This is a genomic window from Streptomyces sp. NPDC058464, assembly GCF_042721035.1.
Taxonomy (GTDB): Bacteria; Actinomycetota; Actinomycetes; order Streptomycetales; family Streptomycetaceae; genus Streptomyces.
Genome location: NZ_JBHXMA010000068.1, coordinates 1 through 21883 on the forward strand (window position 1 = coordinate 1; position 21883 = coordinate 21883).

21 protein-coding genes and 3 pseudogenes are annotated in these 21883 nt (G+C 68.7%); 14 read left to right on the forward strand and 10 right to left on the reverse strand.

Annotation, left to right across the window (positions count from 1 at the left end; translation table 11 throughout):
• The 3 genes from ACFWPQ_RS48075 to ACFWPQ_RS48085 form a co-directional block, all read left to right on the forward strand.
• The coding region (locus tag ACFWPQ_RS48075) for a sensor histidine kinase (RefSeq protein WP_384042090.1) at nucleotides 1-425 on the forward strand (425 nt) is incomplete at its 5' end.
• A gap of 131 nt (nucleotides 426-556) precedes the next feature.
• Complete coding sequence (locus ACFWPQ_RS48080) at nucleotides 557-703, forward strand: hypothetical protein (protein ID WP_384050506.1); 147 nt, start codon at nucleotides 557-559, stop codon at nucleotides 701-703.
• Between the two features lie 216 nt (nucleotides 704-919).
• Nucleotides 920-1342, forward strand: coding sequence for an Hsp20/alpha crystallin family protein (locus ACFWPQ_RS48085; RefSeq protein ID WP_384050509.1), 423 nt, complete (start codon nucleotides 920-922; stop codon nucleotides 1340-1342).
• 127 nt (nucleotides 1343-1469) lie between these two features.
• On the opposite strand, the gene ACFWPQ_RS48090 is transcribed toward ACFWPQ_RS48085, so the two are convergent.
• Nucleotides 1470-2132 (reverse strand): CBS domain-containing protein, encoded by a 663-nt coding sequence (locus ACFWPQ_RS48090; RefSeq protein ID WP_384050512.1) that lies wholly within the window; start codon nucleotides 2130-2132, stop codon nucleotides 1470-1472.
• Between the two features lie 400 nt (nucleotides 2133-2532).
• Between ACFWPQ_RS48090 and ACFWPQ_RS48095 the strand changes: the two genes are divergently transcribed.
• Entirely contained in the window at nucleotides 2533-2748 is a 216-nt protein-coding gene (locus tag ACFWPQ_RS48095) for a hypothetical protein (RefSeq protein WP_384050515.1), read from the forward strand.
• Between the two features lie 59 nt (nucleotides 2749-2807).
• Here ACFWPQ_RS48095 and ACFWPQ_RS48100 read toward each other — a convergent pair whose 3' ends face one another.
• Nucleotides 2808-3521, reverse strand: coding sequence for a CBS domain-containing protein (locus ACFWPQ_RS48100; protein WP_384050518.1), 714 nt, complete (start codon nucleotides 3519-3521; stop codon nucleotides 2808-2810).
• A gap of 231 nt (nucleotides 3522-3752) precedes the next feature.
• On the opposite strand from ACFWPQ_RS48100, the gene ACFWPQ_RS48105 reads away from it, so the two are divergent.
• The 3 genes and pseudogenes from ACFWPQ_RS48105 to ACFWPQ_RS48115 all read left to right on the forward strand — a co-directional run bounded on the left by ACFWPQ_RS48105 (nucleotide 3753) and on the right by ACFWPQ_RS48115 (nucleotide 5900).
• Nucleotides 3753-4625: a universal stress protein gene (locus tag ACFWPQ_RS48105; RefSeq protein WP_384050521.1), complete on the forward strand. Its 873-nt coding sequence runs from the start codon at nucleotides 3753-3755 to the stop codon at nucleotides 4623-4625.
• Nucleotides 4626-4645: 20 nt separating this feature from the next.
• Nucleotides 4646-5264 (forward strand): annotated as a pseudogene (locus ACFWPQ_RS48110) (glycoside hydrolase family 65 protein); the annotation flags it as partial.
• A 120-nt stretch (nucleotides 5265-5384) separates the two neighbouring features.
• A complete protein-coding gene (locus ACFWPQ_RS48115; RefSeq protein ID WP_384050524.1) occupies nucleotides 5385-5900 on the forward strand; it encodes a DUF2231 domain-containing protein in 516 nt (171 codons plus the stop codon).
• A gap of 105 nt (nucleotides 5901-6005) precedes the next feature.
• Here the strand turns inward: ACFWPQ_RS48115 and ACFWPQ_RS48120 are convergent.
• Nucleotides 6006-6170: pseudogene (locus ACFWPQ_RS48120) on the reverse strand (pirin-like C-terminal cupin domain-containing protein); the annotation flags it as partial.
• Between the two features lie 95 nt (nucleotides 6171-6265).
• On the opposite strand from ACFWPQ_RS48120, the gene ACFWPQ_RS48125 reads away from it, so the two are divergent.
• Together ACFWPQ_RS48125 and ACFWPQ_RS48130 are read left to right on the forward strand one after the other, a co-directional pair.
• On the forward strand, nucleotides 6266-6451 hold the full coding sequence (locus ACFWPQ_RS48125; RefSeq protein WP_384050527.1) for a hypothetical protein: 186 nt from the start codon (nucleotides 6266-6268) through the stop codon (nucleotides 6449-6451).
• A 63-nt stretch (nucleotides 6452-6514) separates the two neighbouring features.
• Nucleotides 6515-7420, forward strand: a complete 906-nt coding sequence (locus ACFWPQ_RS48130) for a tyrosine-type recombinase/integrase (protein ID WP_384050530.1) — start codon at nucleotides 6515-6517, stop codon at nucleotides 7418-7420.
• 54 nt (nucleotides 7421-7474) lie between these two features.
• Here ACFWPQ_RS48130 and ACFWPQ_RS48135 read toward each other — a convergent pair whose 3' ends face one another.
• Both ACFWPQ_RS48135 and ACFWPQ_RS48140 read right to left on the reverse strand, forming a co-directional pair.
• Entirely contained in the window at nucleotides 7475-7660 is a 186-nt protein-coding gene (locus ACFWPQ_RS48135) for a hypothetical protein (RefSeq protein WP_383717996.1), read from the reverse strand.
• Nucleotides 7661-7951: 291 nt separating this feature from the next.
• Nucleotides 7952-8113, reverse strand: coding sequence for a hypothetical protein (locus ACFWPQ_RS48140; protein WP_384050533.1), 162 nt, complete (start codon nucleotides 8111-8113; stop codon nucleotides 7952-7954).
• Between the two features lie 614 nt (nucleotides 8114-8727).
• Here ACFWPQ_RS48140 and ACFWPQ_RS48145 point away from each other — a divergent pair.
• The 3 genes and pseudogenes from ACFWPQ_RS48145 to ACFWPQ_RS48155 form a co-directional block, all read left to right on the forward strand.
• Entirely contained in the window at nucleotides 8728-12396 is a 3669-nt protein-coding gene (locus ACFWPQ_RS48145) for a S8 family serine peptidase (RefSeq protein ID WP_384050536.1), read from the forward strand.
• 58 nt (nucleotides 12397-12454) lie between these two features.
• On the forward strand, nucleotides 12455-13456 hold the full coding sequence (locus ACFWPQ_RS48150; protein ID WP_384050539.1) for a helix-turn-helix transcriptional regulator: 1002 nt from the start codon (nucleotides 12455-12457) through the stop codon (nucleotides 13454-13456).
• A gap of 105 nt (nucleotides 13457-13561) precedes the next feature.
• A pseudogene (locus tag ACFWPQ_RS48155) lies at nucleotides 13562-13733 on the forward strand (IS5/IS1182 family transposase); the annotation flags it as partial.
• Nucleotides 13734-13938: 205 nt separating this feature from the next.
• On the opposite strand, the gene ACFWPQ_RS48160 reads toward ACFWPQ_RS48155, so the two are convergent.
• Together ACFWPQ_RS48160 and ACFWPQ_RS48165 are read right to left on the reverse strand one after the other, a co-directional pair.
• Entirely contained in the window at nucleotides 13939-14631 is a 693-nt protein-coding gene (locus tag ACFWPQ_RS48160) for a haloacid dehalogenase type II (RefSeq protein ID WP_384050542.1), read from the reverse strand.
• Between the two features lie 467 nt (nucleotides 14632-15098).
• Nucleotides 15099-15767: a TetR/AcrR family transcriptional regulator gene (locus ACFWPQ_RS48165; RefSeq protein WP_383718011.1), complete on the reverse strand. Its 669-nt coding sequence runs from the start codon at nucleotides 15765-15767 to the stop codon at nucleotides 15099-15101.
• Here ACFWPQ_RS48165 and ACFWPQ_RS48170 point away from each other — a divergent pair.
• On the forward strand, nucleotides 15754-16674 hold the full coding sequence (locus tag ACFWPQ_RS48170) for an alpha/beta fold hydrolase (protein ID WP_384050545.1): 921 nt from the start codon (nucleotides 15754-15756) through the stop codon (nucleotides 16672-16674). The genes ACFWPQ_RS48165 and ACFWPQ_RS48170 overlap by 14 nt on opposite strands.
• A 264-nt stretch (nucleotides 16675-16938) precedes the next feature.
• On the opposite strand, the gene ACFWPQ_RS48175 is transcribed toward ACFWPQ_RS48170, so the two are convergent.
• From ACFWPQ_RS48175 to ACFWPQ_RS48185, 3 genes are all read right to left on the reverse strand, one after another.
• The gene (locus tag ACFWPQ_RS48175) at nucleotides 16939-17613 is read right to left on the reverse strand and encodes a response regulator (protein WP_383718016.1); all 675 of its coding nucleotides are present in this window, start codon (nucleotides 17611-17613) and stop codon (nucleotides 16939-16941) included.
• A complete protein-coding gene (locus ACFWPQ_RS48180) occupies nucleotides 17610-18806 on the reverse strand; it encodes a histidine kinase (RefSeq protein WP_384050548.1) in 1197 nt (398 codons plus the stop codon). Before ACFWPQ_RS48180 ends, ACFWPQ_RS48175 begins: the two co-directional genes overlap by 4 nt.
• 116 nt (nucleotides 18807-18922) lie before the next feature.
• A complete protein-coding gene (locus ACFWPQ_RS48185) occupies nucleotides 18923-20068 on the reverse strand; it encodes an ABC transporter substrate-binding protein (protein WP_383718022.1) in 1146 nt (381 codons plus the stop codon).
• Nucleotides 20069-20991: 923 nt separating this feature from the next.
• Here ACFWPQ_RS48185 and ACFWPQ_RS48190 point away from each other — a divergent pair.
• A complete protein-coding gene (locus tag ACFWPQ_RS48190) occupies nucleotides 20992-21804 on the forward strand; it encodes an SDR family NAD(P)-dependent oxidoreductase (protein WP_383718025.1) in 813 nt (270 codons plus the stop codon).
• The last annotated feature ends 79 nt before the right edge of the window (nucleotides 21805-21883 follow it).

Below are 21883 nucleotides of genomic sequence, written 5' to 3' on the forward strand. Positions count from 1 at the left end.
GGGGTGCGGGTGCCGGGTTGCGGGCGCGTGCGGTGCGGGTGGCGGGTGAGGCGGCGCCGGCGCTGGGGTTCGCGCCGAGCCTGCGTATGGAGGGGTTGATCGATACCGATGTGCCCAAGGAGATCGCGGACCATGCGGTTGCTGTTCTGTCGGAGGCTTTGACCAACGTTGCCCGGCATGCCCGTGCCGATCGCGCGGAGATCGTTCTGGTGACGGACGGGCGGGAGCTGGTTCTCACCGTTTGGGACAACGGGGTGGGGATCCCGGCCGGCGGTCGCCGCAGCGGGTTGCGCAACATGGCGGAGCGGGCGGCGGAGCTCGGTGGTCGGCTGGAGTGGGACTGTCCCGGAGGTCCCGAGGGGTCCCGGGGTCCGCAGGGCGGCGGTACGACGCTGGTGTGGCGGGTACCGGTGACGAGGCCGTAGCAGCAGAGCGCGTCGCCTACCGACTCGGGAAGTCCGGGACCGCGAAGGGGAGTGTTCGACCCATGCCCTCCGGGAGCCGGCGGCCGATTCTGGGGGTGTCGGACCACGGCAGCCGAACCCTGGAGGTCGCCATGACCGGCACTCCGCACGTCGTGAACGATGTGATGACCCACACCGTCCTCGCCCTGCGCCGCGGCGCGGCCTTCCACAGCCACCACCGGGAAGTCGGCTTCAGGCATGGGCGGATCACAGGGACCGGGTGGTCGGTCCACCGATGAGTCGAGGAGAGGCGGCTCTGGATGCCGTGGCGTCCGCCGCGTCGCCGAATGGGACACGGAATGGCAACGGATCGGGCCTCAATGGCGGAACTTCAGAGACGGCAAGGGACGACGGCAGGAGAGGGCCGATCGGAGCCAGGACAGGGCCGGTCGGCCCACGGCTGTTCCAACACCCCTGCGGGAGCCTGGAGATGAGAATCCGAAAGGAGGATGCACATGAGCGGCATGATCGAGCGGCTGCGCGGCTGGCCGGTGCTGCCCGAGGACCTGTTCGGCTGGGCCGAGTCCGGCTTCCCCGGTCCGCACGGGGTTCCGGGTCTGCACGGCATCCGCGTGGAGGAGGAACTGAAGGACGGGACCTACGTGCTGCGGGCCGAACTTCCGGGCGTCGACCCCGCCGACGTGGAGATCACCGTCACGGAGGGTGTGCTCACCCTGCGGGCCGAGCGCACCGAGGAGACCAAGGAGAAGCACCGTACCGAGTTCCGCTACGGAACCTTCGCCCGCTCCGTCCGGCTGCCCGCCGGAGCGAAGGGCGATGAGGCGGCCGCGGAGTACAAGGACGGGGTGCTGACCGTCACGGTCCCGGTTCCGGAGGAGAAGGCGGGAACCAGGACCATTCCGGTGCGGACCGGCTGAGCCCCGGGGGAGGCAGCCGATCCCACATCAGGTGTGCGCGGCCGGTGACCACCGGCCGCGCACACCGCCGTTCCCGGCCCGCCTACGTGCGCGGCTCAGTGGCGCTGTCGCCAGCCCGGACCCGTCATCATGGGTCGCTCCGCGCGGACACCGGGACCAGGCAGCAGCGGATGTCGACCACGCCCTCGACGGCACGGGCCAGCCGCTGGGCCACCCCGGCCACGCCTTCGTCGTCCACCCAGCCGGTGAGGGTGACCACGCCGTCGGTGACCTCGACCTGGATGTGGTCGGCGGAGAGTGGGAAGAGACGGTCCACGACCTCGTGCCGTACCTCCGCGGCGAGTTCCTCGTCGCCGCGGAGGAAGACCTTGAGCAGGTCGGAGCGGCTGACAATGCCCTCGAGCATGCCCTCGGCGTCGACGACGGGCAGCCGCTTGACCTTTTGCCGGGCCATGGCGCGCGCCGCCTGTGCGAGCGTGGCGCTCGCACGCACGGTCACGGCGGGCGTGCTCATCAGTTCCTCGGCGGTCACCGCGCCGGCCTTCGCCATGTCGTCGAGGCGCTGCCGCTGGATGAACCGGTCGGGGTCGCCGTCCCGGAACTCCTCCTTCGGGAGCAGATCGGCCTCGGACACGACACCGATCACCTGGCCGTCGCGCTCCAGCACGGGCAGGGCGCTGACCTTCCACTCCTCCATCAGGGTGACGACGTCCCTGAACGGGGCGTCGCGGCCGATCGCGGCGACGGTGCGGGTCATCACATCGCTCACGGTGTGCGGTCTGCCGGGCATGGTCTCCTCCTCGGAAGGACGGGCGGGGCCGAGGGGTCCCTGATCCCAGGGTGTGTGCGGGCGGGGTCGGCCGCCACGGGCCGCCCGGACCCGGCAAGGGGTCGTTTGGCCTCATGTACGGGTCCTCCGCACTCGTGTGCGGGCCTTCCGTGTGACGGACCGTTGACCCCCACCGGAGGGGACCCTTCGGCCCGTGGACCTGCCTGCCCACCCGCGCACGCTGGAGGTGCGTACGCCGGCGGCGCGGGTCCGGTCCTTCGCCCGGGTCGGGCGGACCAGGGCCCTACGGCCCCTGAGGCAAGGACGCTCCGGGCCGTGGTGCGGACCGTCCGGCTCATGCCCCACGACGGGCGTCGGAGTTGGCTGTGAGTGAGGGGAACGACCCCAATGAGGGAGGGCGATGACAGTGGGCACGAGCCTCACACCGGAGTTCTGGGAGCACTTCTCCGTCCTGTTGGTGCTGGCGCTGGCGATGACGGCGATCCTCACCGCGGTTTTCACCACGGCGTTCGACGCGCTCACCGCCCGGTTGCGCAGCCGTCGGCGGCACGGCCCGGCCCCGCGAGAACCGCACCGGCCTGCGACGCCCGCCCACCGAACGTCGGTGCACTGCTGAAAACGGGTCCGGCGTCACCCACCCAGGGGGGTGACGCCGGACCCATGCCGTTCCGCCCGTCAGAGATTGCGGAGCCAGTCGTCCGCCACGCCGTGCAGCTTCTGCTCGGTCGGCCGCAGGTGCTTGTCGTCCATCCGGTAGGAGAGGTGGTCCACGACGTCGACGACACCGTCGAGCCGGCGCGTCATGCCGACTGCGACAGCGATCTCACTGCGCCGCTCCAGCTGACCGGTGAGGGTGACCACGCCGTTGTGCGCCGTGACCTCGACGGCGTGCGGGGCGAGCCAGAGCGTGTTGCCGAGGACCTCCTGCCGTACCTCCTGGACGATCTCGTCGTCGGAACGCAGGAAGACCCGAAGCAGGTCACCGCGGGTGACGATGCCGACCAACCGGTCCTGGACGTCGACCACGGGCAGGCGTTCGACACGATGTCCGGTCATCAACCGGGCCGCCTCGGTGACGGTGGCATCCGCCCGGATCGTGACGGCGGGCACAGACATGACACCGCCCGCGGCGCCGGCATTGCTCTTGACAGCCTCGCGCCGGGCGCCGTGGCCCATCGGATGCCTGCGGTCGTGCTCGGGGTCGCGCGTCTGGTGCAGCATGAGGTCGGTCTCGGAGACCACACCGATCACCCTGTCGTCCTCGTCGACCACGGGAAGGCCGCTGATGCGGTGCTCCTCCAGGAGCCGCACCAACTCCTTGAACGGTGTGCCGTACCCGGCCGTGACGACGTCGCTGACCATGACGGCGCCGACCTTCGTGGGCTTCATGTCCGAGCCTCCTTCAGGGCCATGACCCGTGCGAAGACGGGCCGCATCGCGAGCCCGCCCTTCCGGCCGGCCCGGCCCTCAGCCTCCGGCGCGAGGCTCCACGCCGACAGGGGCTGACCGGGTACACGAGCGGGCCGAGTGGCCCCTCCTGCCCGTCGCCGGAACGTGTCACGGTGAAATCGGAGCCCCCTGCTGCACGACGTGGCAGTCTGACGAAAGGCGGTGGGGACGATGACCCTTCCCCTGGTCGTAGGTGTCGACGGATCGGACGGGAGCCTGCTCGCGGTCGACTGGGCGGTGGACGAGGCCGCCCGCCACGACCTTCCGCTACGGCTGGTGTATGCCTCGCTCTGGGAGCGCTACGAGGCAGGAGTGCCCTCGGACAGCGGGAAACGTCCCTCGGAACGCGTGCTGGCCGAACACGTCGTCGCCTCTGCGGCGGAGCGCGCGGCACTGCGGAGCCCGGATGTGAAGGTCACCGCCGATGTCCTCCTCGACGACGCGGTGCGCGCCCTCCTGAGCGCGGGCGACGGCGCACATGCCCTGGTGACCGGGTCGCGAGGCCGGGGCGAGCTGGCCGGGCTGCTCCTCGGGTCGGTCGGCCTGGCGGTGGCGGCCCGGGCGCGATGCCCGGTGATCGTGGTGCGGGGCGACAAAGCGGGCCTGGCCGGCGGCCATGAACGGATCCTGTTGGGTGCGGGGGAGCCCGTCACCGGGGGTGAGGCCGTACGGTTCGCCTTCCGTGAGGCCGAGGTCCGGGACTGCGCTCTGGACGTCGTGCGGGCCTGGCGCTGCCCCGCCCATGAGGTCGGCAACCAGGTGGTGCTCGCTGAGATCGCCCGCCAGCACGAGGGAAGGGCGACGGCACTGCTCGACACGCTGCTCGGTGAAGCCCGGTCCGCCCATCCGAAGGTCAGGGTCCGCAGCGTGACGGCCGAGGGACCGGCCCACCGGATCCTCGTGGACCGTTCGGCCGCCGCCGACCTTGTCGTCGTAGGCGCAAGGCGTCGGCACGGACACATCGGCCTGCAGCTCGGCCGAGTGGCTCACACACTGCTTCACCATGCGGAGTGCCCGGTGGCGGTCGTGCCGCAGACAGAGTGATCGTTGCACCTGTCCACAGTGAGTTCGCACGCTGGGAGGACGTGTCGCACACCCTCCACGTCCCCTTCCACGACGGCGTCATCAGCCAGTTCGCGGGCTGTGGCGACCTCGCCGAACTCGACTGGGAGGGCTACCGGAGGCGGTACGGCGACATCCGCCGCCTGGACCGGATCCTGGAAGCGGACGGCGACACCGCCAACCGCTGCAAAGCGTCCAAGCAGGCCGACGTCCTGATGCTCGGTCACCTCTTCTCGCCAGCCGAACTCCGGTCACTCTTCGAGCGGTTGGGCTACGCCGTGGACGACGCGACCTGGGCAGGCACCGTCGACCACCACCTCTGCCGCACGAGCCACGGTTCCACCCTCAGCGGCTGGGTGCCGGCCCGTGCACGGCGTGCGGACACGTGGAGGTTGTCCAGGCGGCACTGCGCGGCGACATCGCCGACGTCCAGGGCGGAACCGCAGGCGAGGGAAACCACCTCGGCGCGTCGGCGGGCACCCTCGATCTCGTCCAGCGCGGGCTCACCGGCCTGGAGACCCGTGAGGAGCACTCTTGCCGGACCCGGTGCCGCTGCCCGAGCTGACGGCGTACGCGGTGTCCCTGCGCCACCGCGACCACTGGGGCGTACGGCTGGAGATGCCGGTGCTCCCGGACGGTGTCTGAGGGGTATCGGTTGCCTGAGAGGTGACTGAGAGGTTCCTGTGCGACGCTGGCGCGCCTTGTCACCGGTTCGCGCCCATCTGATCCAAGGACCTGTTCATGACCCTGATAAACGGCCTGCCCGCGCATGTCCTGCTCGTGCACCTCGTCGTGGTGCTCGTTCCTCTGACCGCGCTGGCGCTCGTGCTCGCGGCGATCTCTCGGCGAGCCGCCCGACGCATGGGCGTGGTGCTGCCGCTCCTGGCCCTGGTCTCGCTGGTCGGCGTGCCGCTCACGACACAGGCAGGCGAGTGGCTGGAGCGGCACGTCACGGACAACGCCCTGGTGCAGCGGCACGCCGAACTCGGAGACGGCCTGCTCCCGTGGGCCGCAGGCCTGTTCGTCCTGGCAGCCCTGGTCTGGTGGGGCGCTCGCGCAACCACCGAGCCCCGGACGGACGGCACGGGCACGGCCCTTTGGTCCGCAGCGCCGGTGCGCATAGCCACGGTGCTCCTCTCGCTCGCCGTGGCGGCGGGCGCCGTGGTGGACGTCTACCGCATAGGGGACTCGGGTGCGAAGGCGGCATGGCACGACGGCTTCTCCCGGACGGCCTCACACGCGAGCGCGGATCACTGAGGCTCCCCCCGAGCTGCATCAGTCGGCAGCAAGGTCCTGCACGTTTTCAAGACAGCGAACAGCGCCTCGTCGGGCCTGTTCGCTGTTCCGCCGCCCTGATGCAGCTCAGCGCGTCCTTCCGCGCGGTTTGAGAGGCGTCTCGGGCATCGCCGGGGCCCGGAGCGGGGCTCCGTCGTAGCCCTTCACCTCGCCGAAGCGGGTGCCCTTGGACCAGTCCTCGCGGGCCTGTTCGATCTCCTGCTGGGTACGCCCGACGAAGTTCCACCACATACCACGCGATCAACGGTTCTTCCCAGGTCAGAGGTATCGAACACCCTCGGGCGTCAGCAAAAGGTCAGCATCGGACGCCGAGGAGTCACCACCACATGGCAGCACGCACGCTCGCCCGCGGCATGGGTACCTTCTTCAAGGACTGCGAGCACTCTGAGTCCCGCTGGTCGAAGTGCCCGCACGAGTACAAGATCCGGTACCGCAGCGCGGCGGGCATGCAGAGCGAGGAGTCCGGCTTCGCGACGCAGGACAGTGCGAAAGAGCGTTTGACGGAGATCTAGAAAGAGAAGAAGGCGGGCCGGCGGTCCCAGTCGAAGGCGGAGCGCATCAGGAAGTACGGAACGATGCGGTTCGAGGAGTACGTCGAGGAGTGGAAGGGCGGTCAACGGCATCTGGCTGCCTCTTCGGTACGGCACCTCGAATCGCTTCTGGAGCATCACCTCTACCCGGCGCTCGGCAGCCGGCGGATGAACTCCTTCGACCACAAGGTGGTCGACGGCTTCATCCGCACCATGGAGCGCAACGGCGCTGGACTGGCCACCCAGTCCAATGCCTTCGACAAGCTGCGCGCGGTCCTCCTCGACGCGCATCGGCTCGGCCTCTACGGCGACAACCCGCTGGACGGCGTCAAGCCGCCACAGTATGACCCGGCTCGCGCGGTGATCCCGTCCTTGGAACAGCTTCGCGCGATACGAACCGCAGGTGACGATGCCTTCATGCTGGTCGCCGATTTGATGAGCGGGTGTGGTCTGCGGAACGGCGAGGCGTACGCGGTGAACCTGAACAACATGGTGGCCGATGACGTGTACCGGGTCAGCGAGCAGGTCGTGCAGTCGACGCGCCGGTACGGTCCGCTCAAGCACAGGAAGGCGGGGGAGTACCGCGACGTGCCCCTTCCCGCTCGCATCAGGGAGACGATCGAGTGGTATGCGGACAAGCACGGCACGTTCGACGGCTACCTGTTGCGTCAGCCGACCGATCCGCGCAAGCCGTATCCGTATTGGGGGACGGACAACCAGTGGAAGCGGATCAAGGCGTCGGGCGAGGTGGACATCCCGGAAGGGATGGTTCTCTACGGGAACCGGCACTTCTACGCGTCGAACTGCCTGAGTAACGGCATTCCGATCACGGATGTCGCCGAGTGGATGGGGCACAAGAGCGTCGACGTCACGTTCAAGATCTACCGGCATCTCCTGCCGGGATCGATCGGCAAGGCGGCGCAGGTACTGGACATGGCACTCGCGGCCTGACGCGAGGGGTGGTTCCTGGCCGCGCCGGCGGCCAGGAACCGAGCGTGGCGTACCTCAGCCGAGCTTCTGCTGCTGAGCCCAGGCGTGCACATCGGTGATCTTGTACTGCAGCTTGGCGCTGCGGCCGTTTCCGAACTTGTAGGGGATGAGTCCGAGTTTGGGTGCATCTCGGTACACCCATGTGATCGACATGTTCAGATACTCGGCGGTCTGCTGGGCGTTCATGAACTGCGTGGGCATGCAAGATCCTCAAGGTCACATGGGTCGAGAAGACAGTCTGATCCTCCGGTGCAGACCGCGGTTTGCCGCGGCAGCGCATTGAGTGGTAGTAAAACGCTCTCTCGTGATCTCCAAGCGCCAGCATCTGAGCCCAGGGCGGCCGGGCAGCAGGTGACTCGCCAGATGAGACTGCGCCGCGTGCTCCGTCTCGGGGCGGCAGGTGACCAGCGTGGCATCGATGTCAGGGATCGGGCAGGGCAGTTCGCGTTCGCCTGAGCGGGAGGCCGGTATCGCCTTCCGGTTCTCTTGGGCTTACAGCCCGGCGATCTCGCGGGCGGTGGCACGGGCCGCGCGCAGAGCGCCGAGTGCGGCCGGATCTATGCCCGGAAGCGGTCGCCACGCGGTGGGGCTGGAGGCGACCGGGCCGAAGACCTCGGGCTCGTCACGCAGCAGTGCCAGGTCGGTGATCGCCACCTCCGCTAGCACCTGTGCGACGGTCTTCCGTGCAATCTCCGACCGCGACAGAAACGCTCGGGCTCTCTTCGGCTGGACAGCCAACTCCGCATCCTCGGCCTGGAGCCCTTCCACTCGCTGCTGATCCGCGGCTTCCGCGCCTGAAGTTCCTCCGGCAACGACACCATCGCGCCCTGCCTACACCCCACCACGGTAGGAGTGTGAGGGCACTGACCACATGCCAATCAGTTTCTACCCAGCGCGGCTGTCCCCCGAGAGGAACCGCACCCTTGTGTAATGGGCGATGCCTGCAAGGGCTTTGGTGCTGGTCAGATCCGAATGCCGGTAGCGCCCGAACATTCCCGGCAGGACAGTTCGTTCGTGCCGGTGGCTTCCTCGGCGTGACCTGCACCGATGCTGACCTGCGCAGATATTTTGACGGCTGATCAGTAATTCCCGGGACGAGCCCCGCCGACGCCCTATCCGCCCGTCAACCCTCGTGGCCGAGAAAGGCATTGGCACTCCCCGGCCACAGCAATCCCTTGAGTCGCTTTGCGCGCGGCACTCACTCTGAGCACTGGCTGCCGCTCCACGAGGGCGGAGGCATTTCAGTGTTCAGGGGAGGACGTCCACACATGCGAAGACTCCACGCCTTTTGGGCCGTGGCAGGAGCGGCCGGGCTGCTCGCCGGGGCGGTCACGCCTGCGGCGGCCGGTCCCGCGTCCCCGCTCGACCCGCCGGGCGCCACGCGGGCATCACACGCCGACACCCAGACCGTCACCCTCATCACGGGCGACAGGGTTTCGGTCACCACCGGGCCCGACGGCAAGTCCGCCGTCGACATCGAGCGCGGCAAGGGCCGTGAGGCCGCCACCTTCCTGTCGAGCGAGCGCGACGGCGAGGTCAGTGTCCTGCCGGCGGACGCGATCCCGCTGGTGAAGGCGGGCCGTCTCGACCCGGCCCTGTTCAACGTCACCCAGCTGGTGAAGCAGGGATACGCGGACTCGAAGACCGGCGCCACCCCGGTCATCGCGACGTACAAGAGCGGCAGCGCGACCCCTGAGGGCGCTCGCCGGACGCTCAAGCTGCCTGCGATCGACGGGGCCGCGCTGAGCGCAAAGAAGTCGACCTCCTTCTGGGCCGACATCGCCCCCGCCCTCGGCACCGAACCGACCACCAAGGCCGCGAAACAGCTCGGCGAGGGCATCGACAAGATCTGGCTCGACGGCAAGGTGCAGGCGTCCCTCGACGTGAGCGTGCCGCAGATCGGTGCGCCCGAGGTGTGGAAGGCGGGCTACGACGGCAAGGGCGTCGACGTCGCGGTCCTGGACACCGGCGTGGACATGGGGCACCCGGATCTGGCGGGGAAGATCGCCGAGACGCAGAGCTTCGTACCGGGCGAGACGGTGCAGGACGGTTTCGGTCACGGCACCCATGTGGCGTCCACGATCGTCGGCTCGGGCGCGGCCTCCGGCGGCCGGTACAAGGGCGTGGCGCCGGGCGCGGAACTGCGCGTCGGCAAGGTGCTCGACAACACCGGCCACGGCCAGGACTCCTGGATCATCGCGGGCATGGAGTGGGCGGCGCACTCCGGCGCGAAGATCGTGTCGATGTCGCTGGGCGGTGACGCCACCGGTCCCTCCGACATCCTGAGCGAGACCGTCGACGAGCTGTCCGCCTCCACCGGCACCCTCTTCGTGATCGCGGCGGGCAACTCCGGCCCGTCCGAGCAGACCGTCGGCACCCCGGGCATCGCCGACTCCGCGCTGACAGTGGGCGCTGTGGACAAGTCCGACAAGCTGGCCTCGTTCTCCAGCCGCGGTCCGCGCGTCGGTGACTACGCGGTCAAGCCGGAGATCACCGCGCCCGGCGTGGCCATCACCGCGGCCCGCGCCGCGGGCACCAGCATGCCTGGCGGTACGCCGGTCGACGACTACTACACGACGGCGAGCGGTACGTCGATGGCGACCCCGCATGTCGCGGGCGCGGCGGCGCTGGTCGCCCAGGCCCACCCCGACTGGACGGGCCAGCAGATCAAGCAGGCGCTGGCGACCACGGCGAAGACCATGCCGGACGCCGACGTCTTCGAGCAGGGCGACGGCCGGGTGGACGCGGTACGGGCCGTGAACCAGGGCGTCTTCGCGACCCCGACGCTGAGCTTCGGCAAGTACGAGGAGACCGACACCGAGGCCGCCGGCAAGGACATCACGTACACCAACACCACGGACAAAGCGGTGGAGTTGAAGGTGTCCTCGTCACTTCGCGACGCCACACTGAACGCGGACACAGTGACCGTCCCCGAGAAGGGCACCGCCACTGTCGCGGTCACGGTCGACCCGGCGAAGGAGGCGACGGGCCGGTACACGGGCCACATCACCGCGAGCGCCGACGGCGTCCTCGTCACCACGGCCATCGGCTTCGAGAAGCTGCCGAAGACCTACGACCTGAAGGTGTCGCTGCTGAGCCGTGACGGCAAGCCGCCCACCTCGTCGTCGATCTTCATGCTGCAGGAGCTGAACGGCGCCTACCCGGACACGTACGGGTACATCGGCAAGAGCTACACCTTCAAGGTGCCGGCCGGTACGTACTCCACGGCGTCCTGGATCTCGCAGCGGGACGCGGCCGGACTGGAGGTCAACACCTCGGTCGTCGGCGATCCGGAGATCAAGGTCGACCGTGACACCGAGGTCGTCCTCGACGCCCGCAAGGCGGTCGAGATCAAGCCGAGGACCAAGGAGGACTCCGAGTTCCAGGGCTTCAGCACCAACTGGCACCGGGAAGGCCCGGGCACCGGCTTCGGGGTGACCTACAGCCAGGGCTGGTGGACCGACCACATCTATGTGGCGCCCACCGAGAAGGTCACCCAGGGCACGTTCGAGTTCTCCTCGAAGTTCCGGCTGTACGCCAAGGAGCTGACGGCGAGCGTCACCGGCCCGGAGAAGTACGCGCTGCCCCTCGACTACGCGCAGACCGACATCGGTCTGCCCGTGAAGGTCAGCGGTGACCACACGGTGCGCGCGGTGGACGCGGGCGCCGGCACCGCGGCCGACTTCGCGGGACTCGACGTCAAGGGCAAGGTGGCGGTCGTCCGAGTTGCCGCCGGCGGGACGCCGGACGAGGCGCTGGCCAACGCGACCGCGGCCGGGGCCGGTTACGTCCTCGCCTATCGCGAGACGCCCGGGTACTGGCTCGCCTGGGCGAAGAGCACGAGCGTCCCGCTGATGATCGCCACCGGCGAGGACGGCGCGAAGCTCGGCGCCCTGCTGAAGAGCGGGAAGAAGGTCAAGCTGAAGCTGGCCGGCACTCCGGTCAGTCCGTATGTGTACAACGTGATGTTCCCGCAGGTGGGAGCCATCTCGGCCAACCAGACGTACAACCTGAACAGCTCCAACACGGTAAAGCAGACGGTCCGCTACCACGGGGCCCGGGCCGGTGATGTCGGCAAGGACGCCGTGTACCGGTACCGCCCCTGGCAGAGCGCCGACATCGCCACCACCACCAACGTGCAACTCGGCACGGAGCGCACCGAGTACTACAACGTCTCCGACAACCGGATCTGGCACGCCGTCTATCCCAACTGGCAGGCGAACCAGCCTCAGTGGGGTCCCGTGCGGACCTTCGACAAGGCGGGCAAGCAGCCCGCCGAGGACTGGCTGAGCCAGGTCGTCCGCCCGGCGACCGCTCAGCAGGCCGGCCTCTCCCAGCGCACCGGTGACAAACTCACCTTCCGCATCCCGGAGTTGGGCGATGCCACACCGGGCCACTACGGATACGTGGACAACGTCCAGGACACCGCGAAGGGCAAGCTGTACGCGGACGGGCAGTTGGTCGGCGACACCGCACTCGGTGGCTACGGCACCTTCACCGTCCCGGCGGCGAAGTCCTCGTACCGCCTCGTGCTCGACACACAGCGCACGGCCGACTGGGCGGCGTACTCCACCGGCACCCACACCGAATGGTCCTTCGCCTCGGCGCACACGGACCAGCAGACGGCGCTCGGGCTGCTCTCGGTCGACTACGACGTCGCCGGGCTCGACCTCCTCAACAGTGCGGAGGCCGGACACACGTCGAAGCTCGGCCTCTCCGTCCGGAACCAGTCGGGCGTCGTCACCGCCAGCTCCCTGAAGGCCTGGGTCTCGTACGACGACGGCACCTCGTGGAAGGAAGTGAAGGTCAAGCACGGCAAGGCGGAGCTCAAGAACCCGAAGAAGGACGCCCGGTTCGTGTCGCTGCGCGTACGGGCCGGCGACCCGGACGGCAACATCGTCGACCAGACGGTCGTACGGGCGTTCGCCCTGAAGTAGACGACCGCAGCCAAGCGTTGCGAAAGATCTTAACAAAGATCGTCTACGGTGCCGGGCCATGGTGAACACGGCATACGACACGGCAAGGGAGACCCCTGCCGCGAGCTCCTGGGCCGCGGTGGGGGTCTCCGCGTTCGACGAGCTGTTGTACCAGGCCATCCTCAACCAGCCCGACGCCGGCGCGGGCGGCTGGGCGCTGCTGACTGGCGCCTCCCCGGCCCGGGTCCGGGAGGCCTGTAACCGGCTGCTCGCGCTCGGGCTGCTGCAACCATCCGACTCCATGGGCGGGTTACGGGCGGTCGACCCCCGAGTGGCGATCCGCGCGCTGATCCGGCGGCGCGAGACCGAGTCCGAACTGCTGGCCGCCGCCGAGGAGATGGCGACCGCGCACGAGGCCGGGCTGTTGCGCGAGGAGCCGTCCCGGCTCGTCGAAGTGGCCTCCGGCGAGGGCGCCATCGCGGCGGCACGCCTGGAGGAGATGTACGCGCGCGCGGAGCACGAGGTGTGCCTTCTCGACACACCGCCGTATCTCGCCCCGCCCGCTCCGCAGGTGGATCTCCAGGCCGATCTGCTCAGCCGCGGGATAGTCTCTCGCGGGATCTACGCGGCGACCGGCCTGGAGGATCCGAAGGTTCTGTCCCGCGCCTTGAGAATGGTCGAACTCGGCGAGCAGGCCCGGGTGTTGCCGACCGTGCCGCTCAAGCTGCTGGTGGTCGACGGACGCCGGGCGATGCTGCCGCTGACCGCCTCCTCGGCCGGCGGCTACTGTGCCGTCGTCGTCTGGCACTCGGCAGTGACCGAGGCCCTGCAGAAGCTCTTCGAGCTGGCCTGGCAGCAGGCGACTCCACTGGGCCAGGCCGCCGACGACAGTGAACTCTCCGAGAGCGAGAGGACGTGGACCCGGCTGCTGGCGGCCGGAATGAAGGACGAGGCGGTGGCTCGCCATCTGGGGGTGAGTCTGTGGACCCTGCGGCGGCGGGTGCGCGAGCTGCAGGAGCGGCTGAGGGCGGCGAGCCGGTTCCAGCTGGGGATGCGGGCTTCTCAACGCGGCTGGGTGTAGCCGTAGCGGACCCTGTGAGACGACGGGCCGCGCCCTGGCCGGGAGCGTGGCCCCCACTCCATGAACTGCCGTGGCCGAAGGGTGCATGGGCACGTCCTGGCCACAAGGATCCCCCGCAAGGCATCGAGTCCGGCGAACGATTGGGGCGTCGCGGTTGGTGATTGAGAAGACGATGTCGTGGCTGTCCGGCTACCGCGGACTCAGCCCCCGCTACAAGCGTCATCCCCGCAACTACCTGGCATTTCCCGGGCTCGCCGCGGGCTGTCCGCTGCTATGAGGTGACGTGCTCGGTCGCACCGCGTACCTCAGCAAGATCGAGTTACGAATTCTGAGGGCTCGCAGAGAGTCAACGCGACGACTTGATCTTGACAGGGCTGCTGTTCGAGAGGAATGCGGTGACGTCAGCGGGTGTGCGGAACTTGGCTGATCGCAGTTGCCGGCAAGTGGTGGTCACTGGTGGATTCCCAACGGGCTCTGAAGCCTCAGGCATTGAAACGTTGGGCAAGTTCCGTCAGCGAGGCCACGGAGATATCGGCCTTCGGATCGGTGCTCGGTGGCCGGACAGCCTTCGAGCCGTACTCCTGCGGACGATGTATGTAAGCGGTGCGCAGGCCGCAGGCTCGGGCCGCAGCGAGGTCGTCGACGTGTGCGGCGACCATCATGACCTGCTCCGGCGGGAGGCCGAGCAGTCGCGCGGCGCCCAGGTAGGCCTCGGGGTCGCCCTTGTAGTGCTCGAAGAGCTCTGCCGACAGCACGGTGTCCCAGGGCAACCCGCCGTGCTTGGCCATGTTCACGAGCAGCGCGACGTGGCCGTTGGACAGCGACGCGATGACGAACCGCTTCTTCAGACGCTCCAACCCCGAGACCGAGTCCGGCCAGGGGTCCAGCCGGTGCCAGGCGAGCACGAGCTCGGTGCGTACGCTCTCGGGCACATCCGGCACCCCGTATTCCGCGAGCAGTTCGTCGAGTGACGCCCGGTGCAGCGCGTCGAGGTTCACCCAGGCCAGGTCGCCACGCCGTACCCGATCCAGTGAGGGGAGGTACTGGCTGCGCCAGGCATCCGCGAACGCCTCGGCGTCCACGTCGGGTACCAGCCGACGGGTGTCACGCGCGACGCCCGAGCGCCAGTCCACGACCGTGCCGAACACATCGAATACGAGCGCTCGAATATCCATATGATGACCGTAATACCTTGCCCCTGGCGAACGTCAAGCAGAGTCGCCCAGGTACTCGGGGTGCCGGATGTGAATCTATCGACAGTGTTGTGCCGGCGAATGCGCATTGCGGGGGGCGAGGTCCTCCAAGGCGCGACCGCGGTAGTCAAGGACTGTGGGACGAAGTGGCGCGCAGTGGTGACCGCGCTGTTGTCGGGCGGCTCTGGCGCGTTGCCCCGTCGGGGCACCCTCAGGAGTGAGTATGGGACCGTTGTGCCGCCGACGTGCGCAACTGCCGCTCGGGGGCGGGTTGGTGCCGCGGCGCAGGTCCCATGGAACGGAGCCGCTCGCCCCGCACGGCGGTCGCATCCCTCAGCAGGTCGGTGAGCCGGTTGTGGTGCTCTGTGAAGCGGGTGGTCGTCGTGTCGTGGGCGACTCCGTCTCGGCGGACGGCCTCGACCTCTGTGCGGCACAGGCCTGACTCAAGATCAATTCACCAGGCCCTTTGCTGCTGGCCGGCTGCCGTCTCCGTGTGTCAGAGACGCGAGGATTGCCTCACGGCAGACATCGAGGATTTCGTCCGCCAGTGGAGAGCGGTCGGGGCACGCCCGGGACAGCATGAGTGCGCCGACCGCGTGGGCCAGTACGTCGATGACCGTGGCGCGGGCCGTGCGTTGGTCCGTGTCTGCAGCCGTGTCGCCTCCGGCCTGAAGGGCCGCTGTCAGGCTCTCTATGCCCGCTGCGAACTCCGTCTTGATGCCTTCGGGCTGACGCGCGGCGTCGCCGCTGAGGGCCGCGATGGTACAGCCCTCGCCGCGCCCGTCGCGATGCTCCCGGGAGACGTAGGACTCGACGAACTCGGCGATGTCCAGGTCTTCCGTCAGTGACGCGGTCCGTGAGAGCCCGTTCGCGGATGCCTCTGCCATCAGGGCGGCCTTGGAGTGGAAGTGCTTGTAGAACCCGCCATGGGTGAATCCGGCCTCCGCCATCAGGTCCGCCACGCCGACACCGTCGTAGCCGCGCTCGCGGAACAGCCTGCCGGCTGTCGCGACGATGTGTGCACGGTTCTGCTCCGCCTGCGCCTTGGTGACCCGCATGTCCAGCCCGCCCTTCTGCCGAAGCCCGACTGTCCACCATACATAGATGACGATCGACATCAAAGTGATTGACTTTTTGGATTATGACCATCATTCTAAGTGGCGCCGACTACAGAAAGGCCAGGCCGTGAGTGACACACATGTGACCGCACCGACTCAGTACATCGAGGTAGACGGAGACCGGTTCGCGTACCGGCGCTGGGGGAAGCCCTCCGGCGTTCCGCTGTTCTTCGTCCAGCACTTCCGCGGTGGCATGGACAACTGGGATCCGCTGATCACCGACGGCCTGGCAGAGGGCCGTGAGGTCATCCTGTTCAACGGTCGTGGCCTCGCCTCGTCGTCCGGTACGCCGCGCAACCGGATCGAGGACATGGCCGACGACATCGCCGCGGTCATCCGGGCGCTGGGGCTGGAACAGGTCGACCTGCTCGGTTTCTCGATCGGCGGTGTCCAGGCAGAGGAGGTGGTGCTGCGCCACCCCGAGCTGGTGCGCAAGCTCCTGCTGATCGGCACCGGTCTGCGGGGCGGGGAGGAGTCCACCAACACCAAGGTGCCGGAGGTCGCGACGAATGCGATACCGACCGTGGACGACTTCCTCTTCCTGTTCTTCGGACGTTCGGAGGTCGCGCGGGAAGCGGGCAAGGCCTTCTGGGAGAGGCGTCACCAGCGGGTCGACCAGGACCCGCCGAGCTCGCCCGAACTCATGATGGCGCAGGCGGAGGCGATCGCGGTCTATTCGCCGCTGCGGCCGGGCGAGACGCCCTTCGTCTACCTGAACGCGATCACCCAGCCGACGCTGGTCATCAACGGCGAGGACGACGTGATGATCCCCTCGATCAACTCCTGGCACCTTGCCCAGAACATTCCCGACGCCCAGCTGATCATCTACCCCGATGCCGGGCACGGAGCGCAGTTCCAGTACCCCGAGCGGTTCCTGAAGCACGCTGTCCAGTTCCTCGACGAGTAGCGTCAACGGCACACGTGCCCAATCCTGCGGGCCGCGACGGTTCGCCAGATCGACTGGCGAGCCGTCACCGCCGTTCGAGCTGATCGCGAGCAGGGCTCCGGCCTTGTCGTCGCACTGGATGGCTGCTCAGTTGGAACGCGAGCCAGTGCGTCGTGCTCCCGGGCGCTGGGCAGGTCTGCCGGGAACTTCACGAGACGGTGGCTTCGGATTCCGCGGAGTCTCCGGCGATTGCCGCTCTTCCGAAGACCGAAGCCCGTATCAGGCTCAGTTGAGTTCGATCAGGCCGAGTCGGACCGCTTCCGTGACGGTGCCGGCGCGGTTCTCGGTGCCGAGCTTGCGGTAGATACGGATGAGGTGGGTTTTGACCGTCGCCTCAGCCAGGTGCAGGGCGCCTGCGATGGACCGGTTGCTGTGTCCCTGAGCCAGGAGCCGGACGACCTCGACCTCGCGCTCGCTGAGCACAGGACCCCGCTCGGCCGGCCGCCCGACGAACTGCGCCGCGACTTCCGGCGCCAGCGCCATGCCTCCCGCCGCCGCGGCGTGTACCGCGCGGAACAACTCCTCGGGCGGGCCCGCCTTGAGGACGTAGCCGCGAGCGCCGACCTCAACGGCTCGCAGCACATCGGCCTGGTGGCCATGACTGGTGAGCACAACCACCCGGGCATTCGTGGAGCCGGCGAGGATCCGGCGGGTCGCCTCGATGCCGTCGATACCGTGGCGGCCGCTGTGCGTGGCGCCCGCGTCCGACAGCCGGAGGTCCATCAGCACTACGTCGGGACGCAGCCGCTCCGCCTGACGTACCGCGTCGATGCCGTCGCCGGTCTCGCCGACGACTTCGAAGCCGGGTTCGCCTTCGAGAAGGGCCCGCAGCCCGGCTCGTACGACGGCGTGGTCGTCCACGACGAGGATCCGCAGCGGCGAATCGGGAGCCTCGCTCATGGAGCGCCGACCGGGACTCGTCCCTCGGCTCGCAGGGCCGCCCGTACGCGGGTGCCGTGTCCTGGAGCGCTGTCGACAGTGAGGGTTCCGCCGAACAGACCCAGCCGGTCACGTGCCGCGGTCAGTCCGAATCCGCGGCCGGTGTCCGTCGGGCGGACGGCCGTCGGGTCGAAGCCCACTCCGTCGTCGCGGACTTCGACGGCCGCGGTCGCCTTGTCGCCGTAGACCAAGGTGACGCGTATGTGTCCGGCCCGCGCGTGTTCGCGAGCGTTGGCGAGGAGCCCCTGAGTCACCCGCAGCAGGGCCACGGCCTGTTCCGTGGGCAGGGAGCAAAGGTCGTGCTGGGTGCGGAAGGAGATCTCGGGCGACCCGGTCGCGGTGCCGGCGCGGGCGCACAGGTCGCGCAGCGCCGCCTCCAGGCCCTCCCGGGCGAGCACAGGTGGGGTGAGGTCGTCGATGATGCCCCGGGTCTGTGCGAGATGCTCGCCGAGTGAGCCGGCCACCGTCCGCACGTGTCGGCGGGCGGCTTCCGGACGTCGCTCCCAGTCCCGCTCGGCGGCCTGGAGCAGCATGCGGCTGCCCGAGAGCTCCTGGGCGAGCGTGTCGTGCAGGTCCCGCGCGATCCGGGCCCGCTCGGCGAGGCGCCCGGCCTCCTGCTGCTGTCGCGCCAACTCGCCCCGTGTGGAAGCCAGTTCACAGGTCAGTCGCTGCTGGGTGCGGTAGAGGAGCACGGTTGCCCACAGGGCGGCGACCGGCGGTGCGAGCACATCGGGATCGAGGCCGCCGCCCGCCCGCAACAGGACCGCGAACAGCACTGCCGTGAGCACACCGAGCGCAGTGGCACGTGTCGCTCGGGTCGGCATCCGCAGTGCCAGGACGGCCAACGGCACGGCCAGCCACGCGTATCCGAAGGCGAGCGGCACCGGAAGGCTCCAGGCCACCCAGGTCCACAGCAGCAGGAGGAGGCCCAGCCAAGCGGTTCGGGCCCGGCGGCCCAGCTGGTCCCACTGGGCCAGCCCGGTCGCGTACGCCAGGGCCAGCCCCGCGGTGGGCGGTGCGATACGCCAGCAGAGTTCGTGGTTGAGCTCGAAAAGCCGTACGAGGGTGCCGGCGAGGGCAACCAGGAACACCAGGTGGGGGAGGTAGCGCTCCGCCACGGAGGGCCGGCGTACGGCAGGGGCGGTGAGGGACACGGCTACGGCTCCCTGGGGCGGGCCGGGCGGCGACGACAACAGGGCCAGAATGGTAAGCCGTGGCCTGTGTGATCACCGTAAGCGCTCAGGTGGGGCCGTGATCCCACGCGTTGGTGTCAGCGCCCAGGGTGCAGACCGAGCCAGCCCGGCGACGGGTCGCCCTTGACCTCGCCGAAGTAGAGGGCGAAGGTCTGCCTCAGCCGCTCGGCCTCGGCACGGTCCTCCATGAACTGCGGGAAGCCGTCGACGTGGGCGTTCGGGAACTCCCAGACCGGCTTCAGGTTCGCGTTCGGGGTGACGTCCGTACGCACCGACCAGCCGTTGAAGCTGGCCATCTGGTGCTCCTCGGACAGCAGCCAGTTCACGTACAGCTTGGCGGCCGCCGGATGAGCGGCCTTCTTCAGGATCGCGGCCCGCTGCCCCCACGCCATGAAGGGGTGGTCACCAGTTGGCACGACCCACTTCACGGTGGTCGATGTCGAGACCGTGCTGCCCGAGCCGCCGACACCTATGGTCTTCTGCTTGCTGTTGACGGCGACACCCGGAGTGTTCGTACCCCGGCCGAACTGCGGCTGCTGCGCGGCGAATCGCGCCACCCAGTCCCAGCCGTACCTCTGCTGGTACAGGTGGTAGAGGTAGAGCACCGCGTCGTCGTCGTTCGGATAGGAGGACGCGATGGCGCCCTTCCAGCGCTCGTCGAGCAGATCCAGTGGGGTCGTGGGCGCGCTGGAGCCGGCGGCCTGGATGTCGTACATGAAGCTGAAGGCGATGACCATGAGCGCGGTCCAAGAGCCGTCCGGGTCCTTGAAACCCTTGTGGACCTTGGAGAACCCGGCGGGCTTGTAACGCAGCAGCTTGCCCTCCCGCTTCCAGCGGGTGAAGTCCTGGAGCGTCTGCAGCTGGACGACGTCGGGGACCAGGGTGTCGGTCGCGAGCTGGTTGTCGACACGGACGTCGTGGTACTTGCTGTAGTCCACGACGGCCGTCAGCTCGACCTTCGGGAAGCGGGCGGCCCAGCCGGCCCGCACCCCGGCCGCCTGGCCGTCGACGTCCCCGCCCTGGTACAGGACGAGCTTGCCGCCTTCGGCGATGGCCTGCTCGTAGAGCTCGTCGAGGGAGCGCGTCTCTTCACGGACACCGGTGAGTGAGGCGCTGACCGGGGGAGCACCCTGCGCGCTGGTGGTGACCGCCGAGGCGGCACCGCTGAGTGCGACACCGGCTCCGGTGGTGAGCAGCCGGCGCCTGCTGAAGTTCCTGGGCATGGTGGTGGGGATCCTCCTGCTGGTTCTGCCGTCGCGCTTCGTATGCGGCGGCGCGGCAAGTCTGCCGATGAGCTGCGCCGTTGCGCGTCGTCCGGATGCTGTCTTCCGGTTCAACCCTTTGGTTGAACGGTCAGCCGGGCAGCGGGTGGCGACAGAGGGGGGTGTTCTGTGGGAAGGATCCGCCGCAGGCTCATAACTGGGCGGGCAGTTCGGGTGCTGCCGTGTCCGAGGGCGTTGTTTCGGCAGGGGAGTCCGCGGCCATGGCCGTTTCCCCAGCTCCGCCGGATGAGCCGGGCGCATGCCGGTGGGCGGGTGTCTCGGTCGGTCCGAGGACGAGCCGCGGTGCTGGGGCGCTGCTGCGTTTGCCAAGGATGTCGCGGAGGCGATCGCCTTCGTGGACCTGGTGGAGACCGCTCGGTTGCGAAGAGCGGCGTGAAAGGGGAGGCGCGCACGGAGGGAGAGGACCATGTGATGCAGCTAGGGGGACTGATTGAGCAATCCGACGCTGCCCATCTCGGCGCGTTCGGGAGGGCCGTGCGGCGGCGACCGATGAGCGCGGGGTCGACCCGGCCTTGGATCTGGCCGGTGGCGATGCCAGCGCGAGCTCTCTGGTCTCCCTGTGGCCTTCGGGCGGGCGGTTTCTTTCGGCAACGCGAGCGGCTCGACAAGCCCCCTCTCCGGCTGGTCGCCTACGCTCCCCTGCGCACGCGCCGGACAAGCGGACGACACGAGTGGCGGCCGTCACATGCCCTCAAGAACCTACGTCACCCTTGGCAATGTCTTACGGTCGTAATATTATGACTGGAATGTAAAGCTCCGCCGACCCGCCGGCGTTTTGCCTTCAGGGTCTGGACGACGATGTTCAGGGAGGCGCTATGGCAGGGAACAGGCGAGATGACTCGATAGCAGGGAAAGTCGCACTCGTGACCGGCGGTGCCAGGGGGCTGGGTGCCGCGACTGCGCGGCGCCTGAGTGAGGAGGGGGCCCTGGTCTTCGTGGTCGACCTCCATCAATCGAGCGCCGGCCAGGGCGTCAACAAGGGAGTCACCGCGCTGCGCGGGGATGTCACCGATCTTGCCGACATGTCCAGAGTCGTCGAGAACGTGGTGGAGAAAACCGGTTGCCTCGACATCGTGATCGCAAACGCAGGTGTGGCGGCCAGGGGTGCAACACTCCGCGCTTCCTCGCCTCCTGTGATCGATCAGCTCTTCGATGTCAATGTCCGCGGGGTACTCAACACCGTCCACGCCTCGCTGCCACACATCATTGAGAGCAAGGGTCGCCTGGTGTTGCTGTCGTCGGTGTTCGCCTACGTCAACGGCACAGGGACGATCCCCTATGCGATGAGCAAGGCGGCCGTCGAGCAACTCGGCCGGGGACTGCGAGTTGAACTCGCCGCTCACGAGGCCAGTGTGACGACAGCTTACTTCGCCATGATCAACACCGACATGATCCGGCAGAGCGTCGACCAGGACCCCGCGGCACAAGCACTCCTCAACGGCCTGCCGAAAGTACTCCACAAGCGCATCAGCCCCGAGCAGGCGGCGCGCGCCATCGTCGCCGGACTGCGTCGCCGGGACGCGCGCGTCGTCCGCCCCCGCCGTTGGTCCGCCGTCTCGGCGCTGCGAGGCGTCCTCGCGCCTGCGATGGAGTCCCGATTGATCGGCGACAGCAAGGTCCAGAGCATCGTCGCCAGCCTCGACGCCCGCAAGGGCGAAGATCTCCTGACCTCCTGAGGTTGCTGGGCGTTCGTGCTGTCGGGGCGAAAACTCGCCGCCACGGAACCTCGCCCGCCCCCTTCCTCGCATGGCGAGG

Bases quoted from the DNA above. Each gene is read 5' to 3' on its own strand.
- ACFWPQ_RS48115 (WP_384050524.1), top strand. From the start codon at position 5,385: ATGACCCTGATAAACGGCCTGCCCGCGCATGTCCTGCTCGTGCACCTC.
- ACFWPQ_RS48105 (WP_384050521.1), top strand. From the start codon at position 3,753: ATGACCCTTCCCCTGGTCGTAGGTGTCGACGGATCGGACGGGAGCCTG.
- ACFWPQ_RS48135 (WP_383717996.1), bottom strand. From the start codon at position 7,660: ATGCCCACGCAGTTCATGAACGCCCAGCAGACCGCCGAGTATCTGAAC.
- ACFWPQ_RS48165 (WP_383718011.1), bottom strand. From the start codon at position 15,767: ATGTCGATCGTCATCTATGTATGGTGGACAGTCGGGCTTCGGCAGAAG.
- ACFWPQ_RS48080 (WP_384050506.1), top strand. From the start codon at position 557: ATGACCGGCACTCCGCACGTCGTGAACGATGTGATGACCCACACCGTC.
- ACFWPQ_RS48125 (WP_384050527.1), top strand. From the start codon at position 6,266: ATGGCAGCACGCACGCTCGCCCGCGGCATGGGTACCTTCTTCAAGGAC.
- ACFWPQ_RS48175 (WP_383718016.1), bottom strand. From the start codon at position 17,613: ATGAGCGAGGCTCCCGATTCGCCGCTGCGGATCCTCGTCGTGGACGAC.
- ACFWPQ_RS48095 (WP_384050515.1), top strand. From the start codon at position 2,533: ATGACAGTGGGCACGAGCCTCACACCGGAGTTCTGGGAGCACTTCTCC.
- ACFWPQ_RS48185 (WP_383718022.1), bottom strand. From the start codon at position 20,068: ATGCCCAGGAACTTCAGCAGGCGCCGGCTGCTCACCACCGGAGCCGGT.
- ACFWPQ_RS48085 (WP_384050509.1), top strand. From the start codon at position 920: ATGAGCGGCATGATCGAGCGGCTGCGCGGCTGGCCGGTGCTGCCCGAG.
- ACFWPQ_RS48145 (WP_384050536.1), top strand. From the start codon at position 8,728: ATGCGAAGACTCCACGCCTTTTGGGCCGTGGCAGGAGCGGCCGGGCTG.
- ACFWPQ_RS48090 (WP_384050512.1), bottom strand. From the start codon at position 2,132: ATGCCCGGCAGACCGCACACCGTGAGCGATGTGATGACCCGCACCGTC.
- ACFWPQ_RS48150 (WP_384050539.1), top strand. From the start codon at position 12,455: ATGGTGAACACGGCATACGACACGGCAAGGGAGACCCCTGCCGCGAGC.
- ACFWPQ_RS48100 (WP_384050518.1), bottom strand. From the start codon at position 3,521: ATGAAGCCCACGAAGGTCGGCGCCGTCATGGTCAGCGACGTCGTCACG.
- ACFWPQ_RS48160 (WP_384050542.1), bottom strand. From the start codon at position 14,631: ATGGATATTCGAGCGCTCGTATTCGATGTGTTCGGCACGGTCGTGGAC.
- ACFWPQ_RS48170 (WP_384050545.1), top strand. From the start codon at position 15,754: ATGACGATCGACATCAAAGTGATTGACTTTTTGGATTATGACCATCAT.
- ACFWPQ_RS48130 (WP_384050530.1), top strand. From the start codon at position 6,515: ATGCGGTTCGAGGAGTACGTCGAGGAGTGGAAGGGCGGTCAACGGCAT.